The following is a 16,365-nucleotide window of genomic DNA, read 5'->3' on the forward strand; positions in this document are numbered from 1 at the left end:
ACAAACGAAACCCCCTGTGGCGCTGTGTGCCACAGGGGGTTTCGTTCAGGTGCGCTCAGGCGCGTTCGTGGGCGTCCTCCATCACCGTCCGCCCGATCGCGGCGTAGACCTCGGGCCGTGCGGACCGCAGCCACAGCGCGTACACGAGCCCGAGCACGAAGACGGCCAGGATGAAGTACGGACCGGCCTTGAACACCAGGGAGTTGGCGGCATAACCCGCGGCGAAGGCGCGGTTGTCCCACAGCAGCCACACCACGTAGAGCATGGCCACGCCACCGATGAGGGGGCACACCAACGTGGTGATGATGTTGCCGCGGTGGGTCTTTCGCACCCAGAAGTACCAGATCACGGCGAACGAGCAGATGGCCTGCACCAGCAGGATCGCGGCGGTGCCGATCAGCGCCAGCAGTCCGTAGATGTTGGTGTAGGGCACCAGCGCCGGAGTGTCGACGGGCACACCGTCGGCGTCGGGCACCTGCACGGCGGTGAAGAACGCGAACAGCAACACGATCGCCAGGGTGATCGCACTCTGCACCGCCGAGGCGATGTACGGCGAGCCGTGTTTGGGATGCGCCGCGCCGATGCTCTTCTGCACTGCGGCCGAGGGGATTTCGCGGCCCAGGGCGAACAGGTAGCGCGAGGCGGCGTTGTGGAACGCCAGCGCGCAGGCGAAGGAACCGATCACCAACAAGATCTTGTAGATGTCGAGCAGGACGGTGCCGAGGTTGGCTTCCACCAGACCGAAGTACAGATCCAGCGGCGAGGCGCTGATCGAGGCCTCCACCGAGGCTGCGGCGCCGTTGCCGGCCAGCACCATCGCCGAGACAAATGTGTAGAACAGCCCCAGGCCGATCACCGCGATCAGGGTGGCCCGCGGGATGATCTTCTTCGGGTTGCGGGATTCCTCGCCGTACACCGCCGTGGTCTCGAATCCGACCCAGGACCAGAACGCGAAGAACAGCCCGATCGCCATGGACCCGGCCGCCGCCGCGGTGCCGAAGGCGCCCTCGGGCAGGCTGGAGAAGGCGTTGTTCAGCAGCACGGTCTTGTCCAGCATGAAACCGTCGGGGCCGCCGCCGGAGAAGACCACCGAGAACGCCAGCGCGAGCAGTACCAGCACCTCGGCCACGAGCGTGACACCGAGGATGGCCGCGGTGAGGCTGATGTGAAAGTGGCACAGCGCCGCTATGACGAGCACCGCGCCGACGGCGAACACCAGCCACGGGATGTCCACGCCCACAATGGTGTTGACCGCATCGTTGGCGAAATAGGCGCAGCCGCCGATCAGGGATCCCTCGAAGACCACGTAGGCGAATGTCGCGAGCATCCCGCTGGCCATGCCCCACACCTGGCCAAGGCCGTGCGAGATGAAGCCGTAGAAGGCGCCGGTGGTGGTGATGTGCTTGGCCATCGCCACGTAGCCCAGTGCGAACAGCGTGAGGATGATGGTCGCGAAGAGGAACCCGGCGGGCGCGCCGAGGCCGTTGCCGAACCCGACGGCGATGGGCGTGTTGCCGGTCATCGCGGTGATGGGCGCCGCGTTGGCGACCGCCATGAAAATAACGGCCACCATGCCGATGGCGCCTTTTTTCAGTCCCGATGGAGTATCGGGTGACTGAACGGCTGCGGAATCAGTACTCACCGCGGGCCTCCTGGATCGAAAAGGGATGCTGAGGGTTCCGCGGCGTTGCGAATCCGCAGCGAGCGTCGCATCGGGGAATGGGCCTCACAACTTGGCCACAGGTATTCGCAGCAACTTGACAGGTTGAGCTGTGCGGCTCGGAGCGGTTAACTCGGAGGTCTATGAGGCGACGCAGAGTGCACCAGGTGGTCCTGATCGTTACGACGCTCGCCATGCTGCTCGGCGTGGTCGGCTGTTCCGGCGGCCCTGACCCGAGTGATCGCTTCACGGCATTCGCAAACGCGCTGCAACGCAAGGATGCTCGGGCCGCAGCCGCCGAGACCACGGATCCCGCCGCCGCGGAGCCGGTGATCGCCGGCATGCTCGACGGCATGGGACAGGGCGCATCGGTGGCAGCGACTCCCGTCCAGGTCGACGGCCAGGATGCCGAGTTCGCCGTCTCGTACCAGTGGACGTTCGGGCCGGGCCGCGAGATGCGTTACGACACCGATGCGACCGTCGCCCGAGACGGAGAGGACTGGCGCATCACCTGGTCGCCGACGCTGCTGCACCGCGACCTGCAGCCGGGGTTGAATTTCCAGTTCAGCCAGGACAGCGATCTGCAGACCCCGGTCCTGGACCGCACCGGTCAGCCGCTGCTGACGTGGCAGACCGTCGGGGTCATCAGCCTGGACAGGGCGCAGCAGGCGTCAGCCGCGGCCCTGGCGCCACTGCTGGTGCCGTTCGAGCCGGGTGTCACCCCCGAGTCGATCGCCGCCCTGTTCGCCGGCAACACCGATGACCGGGTGACCGTGATCAAGCTGCGCGAAGCCGACCTCGCCCTGATCTCGCCCGCGCTGGCCACCATCCCTGGTGTCACCGTCGTCCAGCAGGGTGAGCTGCTGACCGCCGACCGAAACCTGTCGTCGCCGGCCATCGCCGGTTTGCCTGAACTGTGGCACAACCGGATCACGGCCAACTCGGGTTGGTCGGTGTCCCTGGTGGATGCCGACGGCGCACTGGCACAGCGGTTGGAGTCGTCGCCGCCGAAGCCCACCGAGCCGATTCGTACCACTGTGGATCTGCGGCTGCAGTTGCTGGCGCAGCGGGCGGTGTCCGTCGAGCCCCGGCCCACCGTTCTGGTGGCGCTGTCCGCCTCCACCGGCGGCATTCTTGCCGCGGCGCAGAACGTGGCAGCCAATGCTCAAGGCCCCCTGGCCTTTTCGGGACTCTATCCGCCGGGGTCCACGTTCAAGACCATCACCTCGGCGGCCGCTCTGAGCGCGGGACTGGTGGCACCGGAGACCCCGGTCAGCTGCCCGGGCGTCTTGACCATCGACAACCGCACCATCCCCAACGATGACAACTTCGATCTGGGGACGGTGCCGTTTGCCACGGCATTCGCACGATCGTGCAACACCACCATGGGACAGCTCGCCGACCAATTGCCGCCCGGCGCCCTGACCACCACAGCGCGCGACTTCGGCATCGGCGTCGACTATGTGATCCCCGGGTTGACCACGGTCACCGGCGCGGTACCAGCGGCGGACACCCCGGCGCAGCGGGTGGAGAACGGGATCGGGCAGGGCACGGTGACGGTCAGCCCCTTCGGTCTGGCCGTGGCCGAGGCCAGCCTCGCGCACGGGGCCACCGTCACGCCCACCCTCGTCGAGGGTGAGGCCACCGAGGCGGATGCGGAGTCGGTTCCGTTGCCGCCCAACGTGACTCAGCCGCTACGGGCGATGATGCGGCAAACCGTCACCGAGGGCACCGCCGCCCAATTACGCGACATCCCCGAACTCGGCGGCAAGACGGGCACCGCCGAATTCGGGGACAACACCAGCTCTCACGGGTGGTTCGCGGGAATCTCCGGAGACGTCGCGTTCGCGACGCTGGTGGTGGGCGGCGACTCGTCGGCGCCCGCGGTCACCGTCTCCGGAGACTTCCTGCGGGGGATCTAGCTACTAGATGGTGCTGGTGTCGATGACGAAGCGGTAGCGCACGTCGCTGGCCAGCACCCGCTCGTAGGCCTCGTTGACGTAGGAGGCCTCGATGACCTCGATCTCGGGGGTCACATCGTGCTCGGCGCAGAAGTCGAGCATCTCCTGGGTCTCGGGGATGCCGCCGATCATCGAACCGGACAGGCTGCGGCGGCCGCCGGCCAGCGGGAAGAACGGCACCTCGAGGGGCTGCTCCGGGGCGCCCAGCTCGACCAGCGTGCCGTCGATTTTCAGCAGGCCCAGGTACAGGCCGAGGTCCAGGTTGGCCGACACAGTGTTGAGGATCAGGTCGAATTTTCCGGCCAGCTTCTTGAAGGTGTCGGGATCGCTGGTGGCGTAGTACTCGCTGGCGCCCAGGCGCAGCCCGTCTTCCATCTTCTTCAGCGACTGGCTGAGCACGGTCACCTCGGCGCCCAGGGCGGCAGCGAGCTTGACGCCCATGTGGCCGAGGCCGCCGAGGCCGATGACGGCGACCTTGCTGCCCGGTCCGGCGTTCCAGTGCTTCAGCGGTGACCAGAGGGTGACACCGGCGCACAGCAGGGGAGCGGCCTTGTCCAGCGGCAGCGAGTCGGGGATGCGCAGCACGAAGTTCTCGTTGGTGACGATCGCCTGGCTGTAGCCACCCTGAGTCGGGGTGCCGTCCTTGTCGGTGGCGTTGTAGGTGCCGATCATGCCGCCGCCGGTGCAGTACTGCTCTTTACCGGCTTTGCAGTTCTCGCAATTCTGGCAGGAATTCACCATGCAGCCGACGCCGACGTGGTCGCCGACCTTGAACTTGGTGACCTCGGAACCCACCTCAGTGACGACGCCGGCGATCTCGTGGCCGGGCACCACCGGGTAGTTGGGCTGGCCCCACTCGGCCTTGACGGTGTGGATGTCGCTGTGACAGATGCCGGCGAACTTGATGTCGAAGGCGACATCATGCGGGCCCACATCGCGGCGCTCGATGGTGGTCTTGGTGAGCGGCTCGGTGGCGGAGGTCGCGGCGTAGGCGGAAACGGTCGTGGTCATATAACTAGCCCTCTTCAGCTCGTGTGCAGATGTGCGAATTCGGACATATCAAGCCCGCGTCTTCGCGGTTACCCGAATTGGCGCAACGGGTCGCGCCCCCGGTTTACTCCCCGACGGGTCCGATTGTGAGATTAAAGACCCGGGGCCCGCAGCGCAGCGTTGAAGCCGACCCGCTCGTAAGTCACCAGTCCGGCCCCCGTGTAGGGGTCGGCGGCCATCAGTTCCTCGGCGGCCTCGACGGGGATGTCGCCGGTGATCAGGACTCCGCCCTGTTCCGATTCCTGGCGCCCTGCCAGCAGCAACCGTCCCTTGGCGATCTCGGAGTTGATCCACTCGACGTGCGCGGGGCGGGTCTGGTCGACCACGTCGAGGGGCTTCAGATAGGTCAGTGTCAGTACGTGGAACACGACCACGAATCTAGTGCAGCCTCAGTTGACCGGTGAGTTGACGAATCGCAAGTCCTCGACGACGCCGCGGGCGGCGACGAGGCCCTCGCCGGTCTGCCACACCTCGTTGTTGACGACGAAGACACGATGGTCCCGGGTGGCCGACAGCGCGCGCCACGCGTCGCTGGTCATGAAGGATGCGGCGCGCTCCTTGGCCGCCGGCGAGTCGAACGAGACGTAGATGATGTCACCGTCCGCGGCCGAGAGGTCCGCGGCGTCCATACCGACTTCGACGTACGGCTGATCGGTGAAGCGCTGCGACGCGGGCCGGTCCACACCCACCTGGGCGAGGACAGACGCCGGGAAGTTGTCGGCCCCGAACACCCGCACCGCGGTGTCGGTCAGCTGCACCACCGAGACCTGGTAGTGCGTGGCGTCGTTGGTCAGTCCGGTTTCCCTGGCCTCGTCGGCAAACCTGGCCAGCAGCTCCTCGGCGGCGCGGGCACGGCCGGTCGCCGCGCCCACGGTGCGCACGGTGTCGGCCCACCTGGCGCCGGGCGCCCCGGTGAACACCGTGGGCGCGATGGCCAGGAAGTCGCTGTAGAACTCCCGCGTCAGGGCTGTCGATCCGAGGATGAGGTCCGGGCTCGCCGCGGCGACGGCGGCGGTATCGGGAGCGCTGCGCGGGCCGGCGCCGGGCACCTGGTGGATGACGGTGCCGAGGTAGGACGGCTGCTGATCGGAGCCGTCGGGCAGGGCGGCGGCCACCACGCGTGACTGCAATCCCAGGGCGCACAGGGCATCGAGTTGATCGCCGGACAGGGCGACGATGCGTTGCGGGTCGGCGGGCACCTCGATGTCACCGCGGTCGGTACCGCTGTTGACGGGGCGGGTGGGAGGTCCGGGATCCACCGCAGCTGGTTCGGGTGCGCAGGATTCGTCGGGCCGGCGCAGATTTCCCAACACGGCGGCGTCGGCGATCTTGGTGGTGCTGGTGACGATGCTGCGGGACGGCTCCACCGGGGTCATGCCCTGGGGGGCGGAGCAGCCGGCGCTCAACGTCACGGTGACCGCCGTGAGCACGGCTGCGGCAGCGGTGAGGACCCCCGGGCGCAGACGGCTGATCAGCACGGCCCGACCGTAACACCGGCATCTACGACACTTTGTCGGACCCGTGCCGACAGACACAGGAACGGGGGATAGGATTCGTCCAGAAGATCAGTGGCTACCGTTCGGTGGCCTGAAGTGATTTCTTGGAGGAGCTCTTGACCGCCGAAGCGCCCCCGCTTGGAGAACTCGAAGCCGCGCGTCCGTACCCGGAGCGGGTCGGCCCCAAGGGCAACCTGATCTACAAGCTGATTACCACCACCGATCACAAGCTGATCGGCATCATGTACTGCGTCGCCTGCTTCGCCTTCTTCCTCATCGGCGGCCTGATGGCGCTGTTCATGCGGACCGAGCTCGCCCTGCCGGGGCTGCAGTTCCTGTCCAACGAGCAGTTCAACCAGCTGTTCACCATGCACGGCACGGTGATGCTGCTGTTCTACGCCACCCCGATCGTGTTCGGGTTCGCCAACCTGGTGCTTCCGCTGCAGATCGGTGCGCCCGACGTGGCGTTCCCGCGGCTGAACGCATTCTCGTTCTGGCTGTTCCTGTTCGGCGCGTTGATCGCCACCGCCGGCTTCATCACCCCCGGTGGTGCCGCCGACTTCGGCTGGACCGCCTACTCGCCGCTGACCGACGCCATCCACTCACCGGGTGCCGGCGCCGACCTGTGGATCATGGGTCTGGCCGTCGGTGGTCTCGGCACCATCCTCGGTGGCGTCAACATGATCACCACCTGCGTCTGCATGCGCGCCCCCGGCATGACGATGTTCCGGATGCCGATCTTCACCTGGAACATCCTGGTGACGTCCATCCTGGTGCTGCTGGCCTTCCCGCTGCTGACCGCCGCGCTGTTCGGTCTGGCCGCCGACCGCCATCTCGGTGCCCACGTCTACGACCCCGCCAACGGCGGTGTCCTGCTGTGGCAGCACCTGTTCTGGTTCTTCGGCCACCCCGAGGTGTACATCATCGCGCTGCCGTTCTTCGGCATCGTCTCGGAGATCTTCCCGGTCTTCAGCCGCAAGCCGATCTTCGGTTACACCACCCTGATCTACGCGACGCTGGCCATCGCCGCGCTGTCGGTCGCGGTGTGGGCGCACCACATGTACGCCACCGGCGCCGTGCTGCTGCCGTTCTTCTCCTTCATGACCTTCCTGATCGCGGTGCCCACGGGTATCAAGTTCTTCAACTGGATAGGCACGATGTGGAAGGGCCAGTTGACGTTCGAGACACCCATGCTGTTCTCGGTCGGGTTCATCGTCACGTTCCTGCTCGGTGGCCTCTCGGGTGTGCTGCTGGCCAGCCCGCCGCTGGACTTCCACGTCACCGACAGCTACTTCGTCATCGCGCACTTCCACTACGTGCTCTTCGGCACCATCGTGTTCGCCACCTACGCGGGTATCTATTTCTGGTTCCCGAAGATGACGGGCCGCCTGCTCGACGAGCGCCTGGGCAAGCTGCACTTCTGGCTGACCTTCATCGGCTTCCACACCACATTCCTGGTGCAGCACTGGCTCGGTGACGAGGGCATGCCGCGTCGGTACGCCGACTACCTGCCCACCGACGGCTTCACCACGCTGAACATCGTCTCCACCGTGGGTGCGTTCATCCTGGGCATCTCGACGCTGCCGTTCCTGTGGAACGTGTTCAAGAGCTGGCGCTACGGCGAGGTGGTCACGGTCGACGATCCGTGGGGCTACGGCAACTCCCTGGAGTGGGCCACCAGCTGCCCGCCGCCGCGGCACAACTTCACCGAGCTGCCCCGGATCCGGTCCGAGCGCCCGGCGTTCGAGTTGCACTACCCGCACATGATCGACCGGATGCGCGCAGAGGCCCACATCGGGCGTGCGCACGGCCCGTCCGACGGTGACGTGACGCGACTCGACGACGAGAACGTCCGTACCTGATTCACCCAGTGATTCTCCGAGGCATACGAGTTAGTCAGCGGGGGGCTTAGCGTGCCGAAGGCGTCGGTGTTGATCACCGTCACCGGAGTTGATCAACCTGGCGTGACGTCCGCGCTGTTCGAAGTGCTCTCACGGCACAAAGTCGAACTGCTCAATGTCGAACAGGTGGTCATCCGGGGGCGGCTCACCCTCGGGGTGCTGGTATCGGGTCCTCCTGCGGTACTGCTGGGTGGACACGACTTCCACAGCGAAGTCCGCGCCGCGATTCATGGTGTCGGACTGGATGTTTCGATCGAACGCAGTGATGATCTGCCGATCATCCGGGAGCCGTCGACGCACTCCATCGTGGTGCTGGGACGGCCGGTCACGGCGCAGGCGTTCGGTGTGCTGGCGCGTGAGGCCGCCAAGCTCGGGGTCAACATCGACTTCATCCGCGGTGTCTCCGACTATCCGGTGACCGGCCTTGAGTTGCGGGTGTCGGTCCCGCCCGGGGTCGGCAGTGAGCTGCAGGCGGCACTGGCCGCGGTCGCCGTCGAGGAGGGCATCGACGTCGCGATCGAGGCGTACAGCCTGAGCCGGCGAGCCAAGCGGCTCATCGTCTTCGATGTCGACTCGACCCTGATCCAGGGCGAGGTCATCGAGATGCTGGCCGCCCGGGCGGGCGCCGAAGCCAAGGTCGCGCAGATCACCGAGGCTGCGATGCGCGGCGAACTCGACTTCGCCGAATCGCTGCGGGAGCGGGTGGCGACTCTGGAGGGTCTGCCCGCCAGTGTCCTCGACGAGGTGGCCGACCAGTTGGAGCTCACTCCGGGCGCCCGCACCACCATTAGGACGTTGCGGCGCCTTGGGTTCCACTGCGGTGTCGTTTCCGGCGGCTTCCGGCAGGTGATCGATCCGCTGGCGCACGAACTGATGCTGGACTATGTGGCGGCCAACGAACTCGAGGTGGTCGACGGAATCCTCACCGGCCGGGTGGTCGGGCAGATCGTCGACCGGCCCGGGAAAGCCAAAGCACTGCGTGACTTCGCGCACCAGGTCAATGTGCCCATGGAACAGACCGTGGCCGTCGGTGACGGAGCCAATGACATCGACATGCTGGCCGCCGCCGGTCTCGGTGTCGCGTTCAACGCCAAGCCCGCGTTGCGTGAGGTGGCCGACGCGTCGTTGAGCCATCCTTACCTGGACACCGTGCTGTTCATCCTCGGTGTCACCCGCGCGGAGATCGAGGCGGCCGATGCGGTGGACGGGCTCGGCGGTCGGGTGGACATTCCCTCCGAGTAGCGGGCCGCTGCCTCGTTGAGCAGTAGGTCCGGTCACGTGCAGGTCTATATTTCTTGCCATGCACGTCGACGGGGTTGACAAGGCCCTCGCGGATGGCGAGCCTGACATCCCCGTCGACCTGGTCCGCACGTTGTTGGGGGTGCTGCGCTCCCGACTCGGTCTGGACACCGCCTGGCTGTCGTGCTTCCGCGACGGAATGCAGGTGTTCGAGGTCCTCGACGGGGATGCCGAAGCGCTGGGCCTCTCGTCGGGCGAGCGGTCGTCATTGTCGGGGTCTTACTGCGTGCGTGTCATCGATGGCAGGTTGCCCGCTGTCATCCCGGACACGATCGCCAACCAGACGACCGCTGCGCTGCCGATCACGCGCGAGCTGGGGCTGGGCGCCTATGTGGGCGTGCCGGTGCTCGACGCCGACGGGGCCACGCTGGGAACGGTGTGCGCGGTGAGCCAACACGCGAAGCCGGACCTCGCCGATGTCGACGTGCGGATCGTCCGGCACGTCGCCGAACTGATCGGGGCCCTGATGGAATCGCCGGCGCGCGGCGCCGACTCCACGGCCGAGCAGAGCCGGGCAATACGCCGGGTGGTCTCCGATCGGCTGTTCGAAGTGGTTTTCCAGGCGATTCACGATGTGAGCACCGGTCAGGTGGTGGGTGTCGAAGCGCTGGCCCGGTTCCCGTGCGAACCGTTTCAACCCGCGTCCTTCTTCACGCGGGCCGCGGCGCTGGGCCTGAACATCGAACTCGAGACGGCCATCGTGATGCGCGTCGTGGCCATGATGCCGCAACTTCCCGCCGACGTGTTCGTCGCCATCAACATCTCGCCGGCGGCCGTCCTGCAGGTGCCGTGGGCCGAGCTGCTGGCCGATGCCGACGCGTCGCGGATCGTGCTCGAGATCACCGAGCACGACGCGGTGCACAACTACGGGGCTCTCGACGACGTTTTGGAGGCCTGCCGGACACGGGGGATGCGGGTGGCAGTCGACGACGTCGGCGCCGGCTTCTCCTCGTTCTCCCATGTCCTCGAACTGGAGCCGGAGTTCGTCAAGATCGATCTGTCCATCACCCGCAACATCGACGGTGACGATGCGCGGCGGCGGCTGGCGCAGGCGATCGCCGAGTTCACCGGCCAGATCGGCGCCACCGTGATCGCCGAAGGGGTGGAGACGCAAGGAGAACTCGACGCCGTCAGCGCGGCCGGCATCACGTGGGCCCAGGGCTATCACCTCAGTCGTCCGAAGCCCCCGGCGCACGGGTTTCCCGCCGCGGAAGTGACTGCGGCGCCTGATGATCTGCTACCCCAGACCTTCGACCTGTTGGGGGAGCGGCGGTTTGAGTTGGCGTTGGCGCATTCGCCCATCGGTATGGCGGTCGTCGGTCTGGACGGCACGTTCCTGCGTACCAACCGGGCGCTGCGGGTGATGCTCGGATACAGCCGAAAGGCGCTGTCCGAGATGACTTTCCAGCAGGTCACCCATCCTGATGACCTGGACTCCGATCTGGCCCTGGTCGCCGAGTGCCTGGCGGGGCGGCGGCGGTCGTACCGCATCGACAAGCGTTACATCGCCGCCGACGGGCGCGTGGTGTGGTGCGCCCTGACCGCTGTGCTGGTGCACGCCCCGCGTGACCGGCCCCGGTGCTTCGTCTCGCAGATCGTGGATGTCACCGCTGACCGCATCCGGGAGGCCGACCTGGCGCGGCAGGCTGCCACCGACCCACTCACCGCGATCGCCAACCGGTCCGCCGCGTGGAGCAGGCTCGAGCGGTTGCAAGCGGGTGAACTCGGCTACGGCGTGCTGTTCTGCGATATCGAGAGATTCAAGACGGTCAACGACAGGCGCGGCCACCACGCCGGCGATCAACTGCTGATCGAGGTGGCGGGCCGCCTGCTCGGCGCTGTCGGCGACGGTGACCTGGTGGCACGCTGGGGCGGCGACGAGTTCCTGATCACCACCGACGTCACCGACCACGACGGGCTCAGACTGCTGGCTGACCGGATCATCGCCGCGGTGGGACGCACGCCGGTCAGGCTTGCCGATGGTGCGGAGCTTCCGGTGGCGTTGACCATCGGTTTCGCCGCACACCGGCCGGGGGACGGTCTGTCCATCGACATGGTTCTCGAACGGGCCGACCGCGCGATGTATGAGCGCCGGCGAGGCCGCCGCGATACCGCTGCGCCGTGAGGTCACACGACGACGGCGGCACCCACATCTGCGACACCGACTCCGGTGACGGAATGCCAAGCGCGCACCATCAATTCGACGGCCTCCTCGAGTTGGTCCTCGGGCAGGGCATAGGGCACCCGGATGAAGCGTTCCAGGGTGCCGTCCACACCGAATCGCGGGCCCGCAGGCAGATCCAACCCCAGCCTCGACGCCGACGCCGAGAGCGCGGTGCTCATCGGTGTGGGAAGCCGCACCCACAGCGACATCCCGCCCACTCCGTGACCTGGCTGCCAGTCGGGGAGCCGGCGTGCCAGCAGATCGACCAGGAAAGCGCGCCGGGAGCGCAGGATCTCGCGACGCTCGGCCAGGATGCCTTCAGCGCCGTCGAGCAGGCTTGCGGCGACCAGTTGTTCGAGAATCGCGGTGCCCAGATCGAGTGAGGGCCGCAGCGCGGCCAGCGTGGCGACGATACTCGGTTCAGCCCGGATCCAACCGATCCGCAGTCCACCCCAGAACGACTTGGACATCGAGCCGATGGTCAGCACCAGGTCGCGCCGGCTGGTCAACTCGGCGGCCAGCGGTCGCGGCGGCTCGTCATCGATCCACATGTCCAGGATCGTCTCGTCGATGACGGTGCGGGTGCGTGTCTCGGTGATGATGTGCGCCAACCGTTTCCGGTCGCCGTCGGCCATGGTGAAACCGGTCGGGTTGTGATTGTCCGGTATCAGGTAGGCCAGATTGGGAGCCAGTTGCCGGATCGCGGCGTGCACGGCATCCAGTTCCCAGCCGGAGTCCGTCATCGCGACCGGGACCGCGCGGGCACCCGCGGTGGCGATCGCCGACAGCGCGCCGTGATAGGTCGGTTGTTCGACCAGCACCCGGTCGCCCGACTGGGTGTAGGCGGCCAGGATCAGGCTGATGGCGTGCTGCGCGCCGCTGGTGATCAGGATGTCCTCGGGTTCAGTGGGAAGTCCACGCGCACAGTATCTTTCGGCAACGGCCAGGCGTAGTGCATCGACGCCCACCAGCTCGTGACCGGGCGCGTGCAGGTACGGCGCCACCTGAGCGGCGGCATCGGCGAAAGCGTCGAGCACGGCCGCCGGTGGTGCGGGCAATGCGGCGGCGGCCAGGCTGACGGTCGCGGTGGCCGCACTGGTCTGGACCGCCGGCAGGACCGGGAGCGCGGTGGTGCTGCGGGCCCCGCGGCGGGCATGCAGATAACCGTCTTCACCGAGCTGGGTGTACGCCGCGGTGACGGTGGTGCGGGAAACGCGCAGCGCGTCGGCCAGGGCGCGCTCGCTCGGGAGCCGGGCGCCTACGGGAACACGCCCGTCGACGATGAGCAGCCGGATGGCATCTGCGAGCCCCTGGTACGCGGGACCGGCCCGGTTGGCCGTACGCCAGTTCCCGAGCTCGCGGCTGAGCAGGTCCACATCGAGGGCGCGTCGCCCCATTTCTATGGTCATGTTCAGGCCAGTATTCGCCAACTGGCTATTGAATGGCAAGCCAGTGGGCCCAGAAGATGTCTCCATGAACGAAAACTGGTTATCGATGTGGTCCGCTCGGCTGACGCGCCTGGGTGCGCGGATGGCCGCCGCGGCGGTGCGGCCCAGCCAGGGCGACGAGATGTGGGACCGTCGTGATTTCGACGCCGACTACCGCCGCGCCATTCAGGACCTCGACGCCGTCCGGGTCCGATTCCCGGACCACGCATGAGGGCCCGGCTCACGCCCATCCGTCTCGGTGCACTGCTGTTGGGCCTGGCCGGTTACGGCTTCTCGATGGCACTGATGGTGCGGGCCGGCCTCGGGCTCGACCCATGGGACGTCTTTCACCAGGGCCTGGCCGGGCACACCGGGTTGACCATCGGCACCGCGTCGGCGCTGGTGGGGGTCGCGGTGCTGCTGGCCTGGATCCCGCTGCGCAACCGGCCCGGCGTCGGCACCGTCGCCAACGTCATCGTCATCGCCGTCACGGTCGACGCATCCCTGGCCGTGCTGCCCGAGCTCGGGTCGCTACCCGTCCGGGTGGCGGTGATGCTCGGCGCCGTGGTGCTCAACGCCATCAGCACCGTGCTCTACATCGGCGCCGGACTCGGGCCGGGGCCCAGGGACGGGCTGATGACCGGTCTGGTGGCCCGCACTGGATGGTCAGTGCGATTGGTGCGCACCACGATCGAGGCCACCGTTCTGGCCACCGGCTGGCTGCTGGGTGGCACCGTCGGCATCGGGACCGTGATCTACGCGTTCGGAATCGGTCCGCTGGTGCAGCTGATCCTGCGGGTGATGCCGGCGCAGGTGCTCGCTGAGTTCGGCGCCGAGACGCCCATGACTACCATGATCGAGTGCCCGAAGCAGAGGACTCCGTCGACCCAGACCTGCTGATCGATTTTCGGAAAGTCTCGCTCCGCCGCGGGGGCCGGGTCCTGGTGGGCCCGGTCTCCTGGCAGGTCGAACTCGATGAACGCTGGGTGGTCATCGGACCCAACGGGGCCGGTAAGACCTCGCTGCTGCGCATCGCCGCCGCCATGGAGTACCCGTCCACCGGACGGGCCTACGTGCTCGGTGAACGCCTGGGCAAAGTGGACATGGCCGAGCTGCGCGCGCGGGTCGGCCTTTCGAGTTCGGCTCTGTCGCAACGGGTTCCGGACAGTGAGGTGGTTCGCGATCTGGTGGTCTCCGCCGGATACGCGGTGCTGGGGCGCTGGCGCGAAGCCTACGAGGACGTCGATTACGAGCAGGCGGTCGACATGCTGGAAAGCGTCGGCGCCGAGCATCTGGCCGAGCGCACCTACGGCACCCTGAGCGAAGGCGAGCGCAAACGTGTGCTGATCGCCCGGTCGTTGATGACCGATCCGGAACTGCTGCTGCTCGACGAGCCGGCAGCCGGCCTGGACCTCGGCGGCCGCGAAGAGCTGGTGGCGCGGCTGGCCGACCTGGCCGCCGACCCGGACGCACCCGCCACCGTGCTGGTGACCCACCACGTCGAAGAGATCCCGCCGGGCTTCTCGCACGCGTTGATCCTGTCGGAGGGCAAGGTGGTGGCCGGTGGGCTGCTCAGCGAGGTCATGACATCGGAGAACCTGTCCAAGGCATTCGGCCAGTCGATCGCGCTGGAGATGATCGAAGGCCGCTACTTCGCGCGGCGGGTCCGCAGCCGCGCTGCACATCGGAGGCGAGCATGAGCACTTCTTCGTCGGAGGAGCCGTTTGTCCCTCTGCCCGTCCGGCCCGCCGCGACGGTGATGCTGGTACGCGACGGTGAGCGCGGGGTCGAGGTGTTCCTGATGCGCAGGCACCGGGCGATGGAGTTCGTCGGCGGCGTCATCGTCTTTCCGGGCGGCGGGGTCGACGACCGGGACCGTAACGCCGACATCGACTGGCACGGTCCGCCGCCGTCGTGGTGGGCGCAGCGGTTCGGGGTGGACGAGGATCTGGCGCTGGCCCTGGTTTGTGCGGCGGCCCGGGAGACGTTCGAGGAATCCGGGGTGCTGTTCGCCGGGGCATCCGGTGATCCCGATCTGATCGTCGACGACGCCAGCGTGTACCGGGACGCCCGGCTGGCGCTGGCCGACAACACGCTGTCCTTCGGCGACTTCCTGCGCCGGGAAGGCCTGATGCTGCGGGCGGACCTGTTGCGGCCGTGGGCCAACTGGATCACCCCGGAAGAGGAGCGCACCCGCCGCTACGACACGTTCTTCTTCGTCGCCGCCCTGCCGGAGGGGCAGCGCGCCGACGGTGAGAACACCGAATCGGACAGGGTCGGCTGGGCCACACCGGAGCGGGCGCTCGACGATTTCGCGGCCAGGCGCACGTTCCTGCTGCCGCCGACATGGACGCAGCTGGATTCGCTGGCCGGCAAGACCGTGGCCGAGGTGCTGGCCATCGAGCGCGAGATCGTCGCGATCCAGCCCAGCCTGACCATGGGCCGCGGCACGTGGGCCATCGAGTTCTTCGACGGAGAGCGGTACAACGCTGCACGCGACGGACGCGCGCCTTGAGCCGCGACGAGGCGGGGCGAGGGACGAGGCCCGGGGAGGAGCCGGCGAGTAGTCGGGCCTTGAGCCGCGACGAGGCGGGGCGAGGGACGAGGCCCGGGGAGGAGCCGGCGAGTAGTCGGGCCTTGAGCTGGCGAGCGATCGGATCCTGATGCGGGAGTTCGTGACCGTCCACACTGCGTCCGAGCACCCCGGCGTGGGCACCATCGTGCTGTCCCGGCCACCGAACAACGCCTTCACCCGGCAGATGTACCGCGAACTGGCCGACGCCGCGGCCGAGGTGGCCACGCGCACTGACATCGCCACGGTGATCCTGTTCGGGGGCCATGAGATCTTCTCGGCCGGCGACGACGTACCCGAGCTCCGCACCCTCACCGCCAAGGAAGCCGAAAAAGGCGCGGACATCCGCCACCACGCCATCGAAGCCGTCGCCGCCATTCCCAAGCCCACTGTTGCCGCCGTCACCGGATACGCGCTGGGCAGCGGGCTGACGCTCGCGCTGGCCGCCGACTGGCGGGTGGGCGGCGACAACGTGAAGATCGGGGCCACCGAGATCCTGGCCGGACTCATTCCCGGCGGTGGCGGCATGGCCCGGCTGGCCCGCACCGTCGGCGTCAGCCGCGCCAAGGACCTGGTCTTCAGTGGCCGGTTCGTCGACGCCAACGAGGCCGCCGCTCTGGGCGTGCTCGATCAGCTGGTGGCTCCCGATCACGTCTTCGACGGCGCGATGACGTGGGCGCAGCGGCTGGTCGACGCCCCGGCCGAAGCGTTGGCGGCGGCCAAAGCCGTGATCGACGGATCGGTGGCGCTGAAGTCCAAACGCGTCACCGAGGAACGCCAGCGCTACATCGAGGTCTTCGCCGCCGGACAGGCGCACAACCGGTCGGGTTAGGCT

Annotated in this window: 14 protein-coding genes; 9 read left to right on the forward strand and 5 right to left on the reverse strand. The window is 67.6% G+C overall.

Features of this window, described 5'->3' with window-relative positions:
• Nucleotides 1–55: 55 nt before the first annotated feature.
• On the reverse strand, nucleotides 56–1,642 hold the full coding sequence (locus AC3A6P_RS04290) for an APC family permease (RefSeq protein WP_487688808.1): 1,587 nt from the start codon (nucleotides 1,640–1,642) through the stop codon (nucleotides 56–58).
• 161 nt (nucleotides 1,643–1,803) lie between these two features.
• Here AC3A6P_RS04290 and AC3A6P_RS04295 point away from each other — a divergent pair, with 161 nt between their 5' ends.
• Entirely contained in the window at nucleotides 1,804–3,582 is a 1,779-nt protein-coding gene (locus tag AC3A6P_RS04295; RefSeq protein WP_487688813.1) for a penicillin-binding transpeptidase domain-containing protein, read from the forward strand.
• A gap of 3 nt (nucleotides 3,583–3,585) precedes the next feature.
• On the opposite strand, the gene AC3A6P_RS04300 is transcribed toward AC3A6P_RS04295, so the two are convergent.
• The 3 genes from AC3A6P_RS04300 to AC3A6P_RS04310 all read right to left on the reverse strand — a co-directional run bounded on the left by AC3A6P_RS04300 (nucleotide 3,586) and on the right by AC3A6P_RS04310 (nucleotide 6,149).
• Nucleotides 3,586–4,632 carry an NAD(P)-dependent alcohol dehydrogenase gene (locus AC3A6P_RS04300; RefSeq protein WP_487688817.1) on the reverse strand — a complete coding sequence of 349 codons (1,047 nt, stop codon included), beginning with the start codon at nucleotides 4,630–4,632 and terminating at the stop codon, nucleotides 3,586–3,588.
• A 131-nt stretch (nucleotides 4,633–4,763) separates the two neighbouring features.
• A complete protein-coding gene (locus AC3A6P_RS04305) occupies nucleotides 4,764–5,039 on the reverse strand; it encodes a YciI family protein (protein ID WP_487688820.1) in 276 nt (91 codons plus the stop codon).
• Nucleotides 5,040–5,060: 21 nt separating this feature from the next.
• The gene (locus AC3A6P_RS04310) at nucleotides 5,061–6,149 is read right to left on the reverse strand and encodes an ABC transporter substrate-binding protein (RefSeq protein ID WP_487688822.1); all 1,089 of its coding nucleotides are present in this window, start codon (nucleotides 6,147–6,149) and stop codon (nucleotides 5,061–5,063) included.
• Nucleotides 6,150–6,283: 134 nt separating this feature from the next.
• Between AC3A6P_RS04310 and ctaD the strand changes: the two genes are divergently transcribed.
• The 3 genes from ctaD to AC3A6P_RS04325 are packed head-to-tail and all read left to right on the forward strand — an operon-like array spanning nucleotide 6,284 to nucleotide 11,492.
• Nucleotides 6,284–8,029 (forward strand): aa3-type cytochrome oxidase subunit I, encoded by a 1,746-nt coding sequence (gene ctaD / locus AC3A6P_RS04315; protein WP_487689382.1) that lies wholly within the window; start codon nucleotides 6,284–6,286, stop codon nucleotides 8,027–8,029.
• Nucleotides 8,030–8,080: 51 nt separating this feature from the next.
• A complete protein-coding gene (gene serB, locus AC3A6P_RS04320) occupies nucleotides 8,081–9,310 on the forward strand; it encodes a phosphoserine phosphatase SerB (protein WP_487688824.1) in 1,230 nt (409 codons plus the stop codon).
• A gap of 58 nt (nucleotides 9,311–9,368) precedes the next feature.
• Nucleotides 9,369–11,492, forward strand: a complete 2,124-nt coding sequence (locus AC3A6P_RS04325) for an EAL domain-containing protein (RefSeq protein WP_487688827.1) — start codon at nucleotides 9,369–9,371, stop codon at nucleotides 11,490–11,492.
• A 2-nt stretch (nucleotides 11,493–11,494) separates the two neighbouring features.
• Here the strand turns inward: AC3A6P_RS04325 and yczR are convergent, their stop codons facing one another.
• Complete coding sequence (gene yczR, locus AC3A6P_RS04330) at nucleotides 11,495–12,940, reverse strand: MocR-like transcription factor YczR (protein WP_487688830.1); 1,446 nt, start codon at nucleotides 12,938–12,940, stop codon at nucleotides 11,495–11,497.
• Nucleotides 12,941–13,025: 85 nt separating this feature from the next.
• On the opposite strand from yczR, the gene AC3A6P_RS04335 reads away from it, so the two are divergent.
• The 5 genes from AC3A6P_RS04335 (at nucleotide 13,026) to AC3A6P_RS04355 (ending at nucleotide 16,362) form a co-directional block, all read left to right on the forward strand.
• On the forward strand, nucleotides 13,026–13,190 hold the full coding sequence (locus AC3A6P_RS04335; protein WP_487688832.1) for a hypothetical protein: 165 nt from the start codon (nucleotides 13,026–13,028) through the stop codon (nucleotides 13,188–13,190).
• Entirely contained in the window at nucleotides 13,187–13,858 is a 672-nt protein-coding gene (gene yczE / locus AC3A6P_RS04340; RefSeq protein WP_487688835.1) for a membrane protein YczE, read from the forward strand. Before AC3A6P_RS04335 ends, yczE begins: the two co-directional genes overlap by 4 nt.
• The gene (locus AC3A6P_RS04345) at nucleotides 13,819–14,658 is read left to right on the forward strand and encodes an ABC transporter ATP-binding protein (protein WP_487688838.1); all 840 of its coding nucleotides are present in this window, start codon (nucleotides 13,819–13,821) and stop codon (nucleotides 14,656–14,658) included. The genes yczE and AC3A6P_RS04345 overlap by 40 nt, the downstream gene beginning before the upstream one ends.
• The gene (locus AC3A6P_RS04350) at nucleotides 14,655–15,473 is read left to right on the forward strand and encodes an NUDIX hydrolase (protein ID WP_487688841.1); all 819 of its coding nucleotides are present in this window, start codon (nucleotides 14,655–14,657) and stop codon (nucleotides 15,471–15,473) included. The genes AC3A6P_RS04345 and AC3A6P_RS04350 overlap by 4 nt, the downstream gene beginning before the upstream one ends.
• Before the next feature lie 148 nt (nucleotides 15,474–15,621).
• Nucleotides 15,622–16,362: an enoyl-CoA hydratase gene (locus tag AC3A6P_RS04355; RefSeq protein WP_487688844.1), complete on the forward strand. Its 741-nt coding sequence runs from the start codon at nucleotides 15,622–15,624 to the stop codon at nucleotides 16,360–16,362.
• The last annotated feature ends 3 nt before the right edge of the window (nucleotides 16,363–16,365 follow it).

Source organism: Mycobacterium sp. Soil_C_30 (assembly GCF_057656995.1).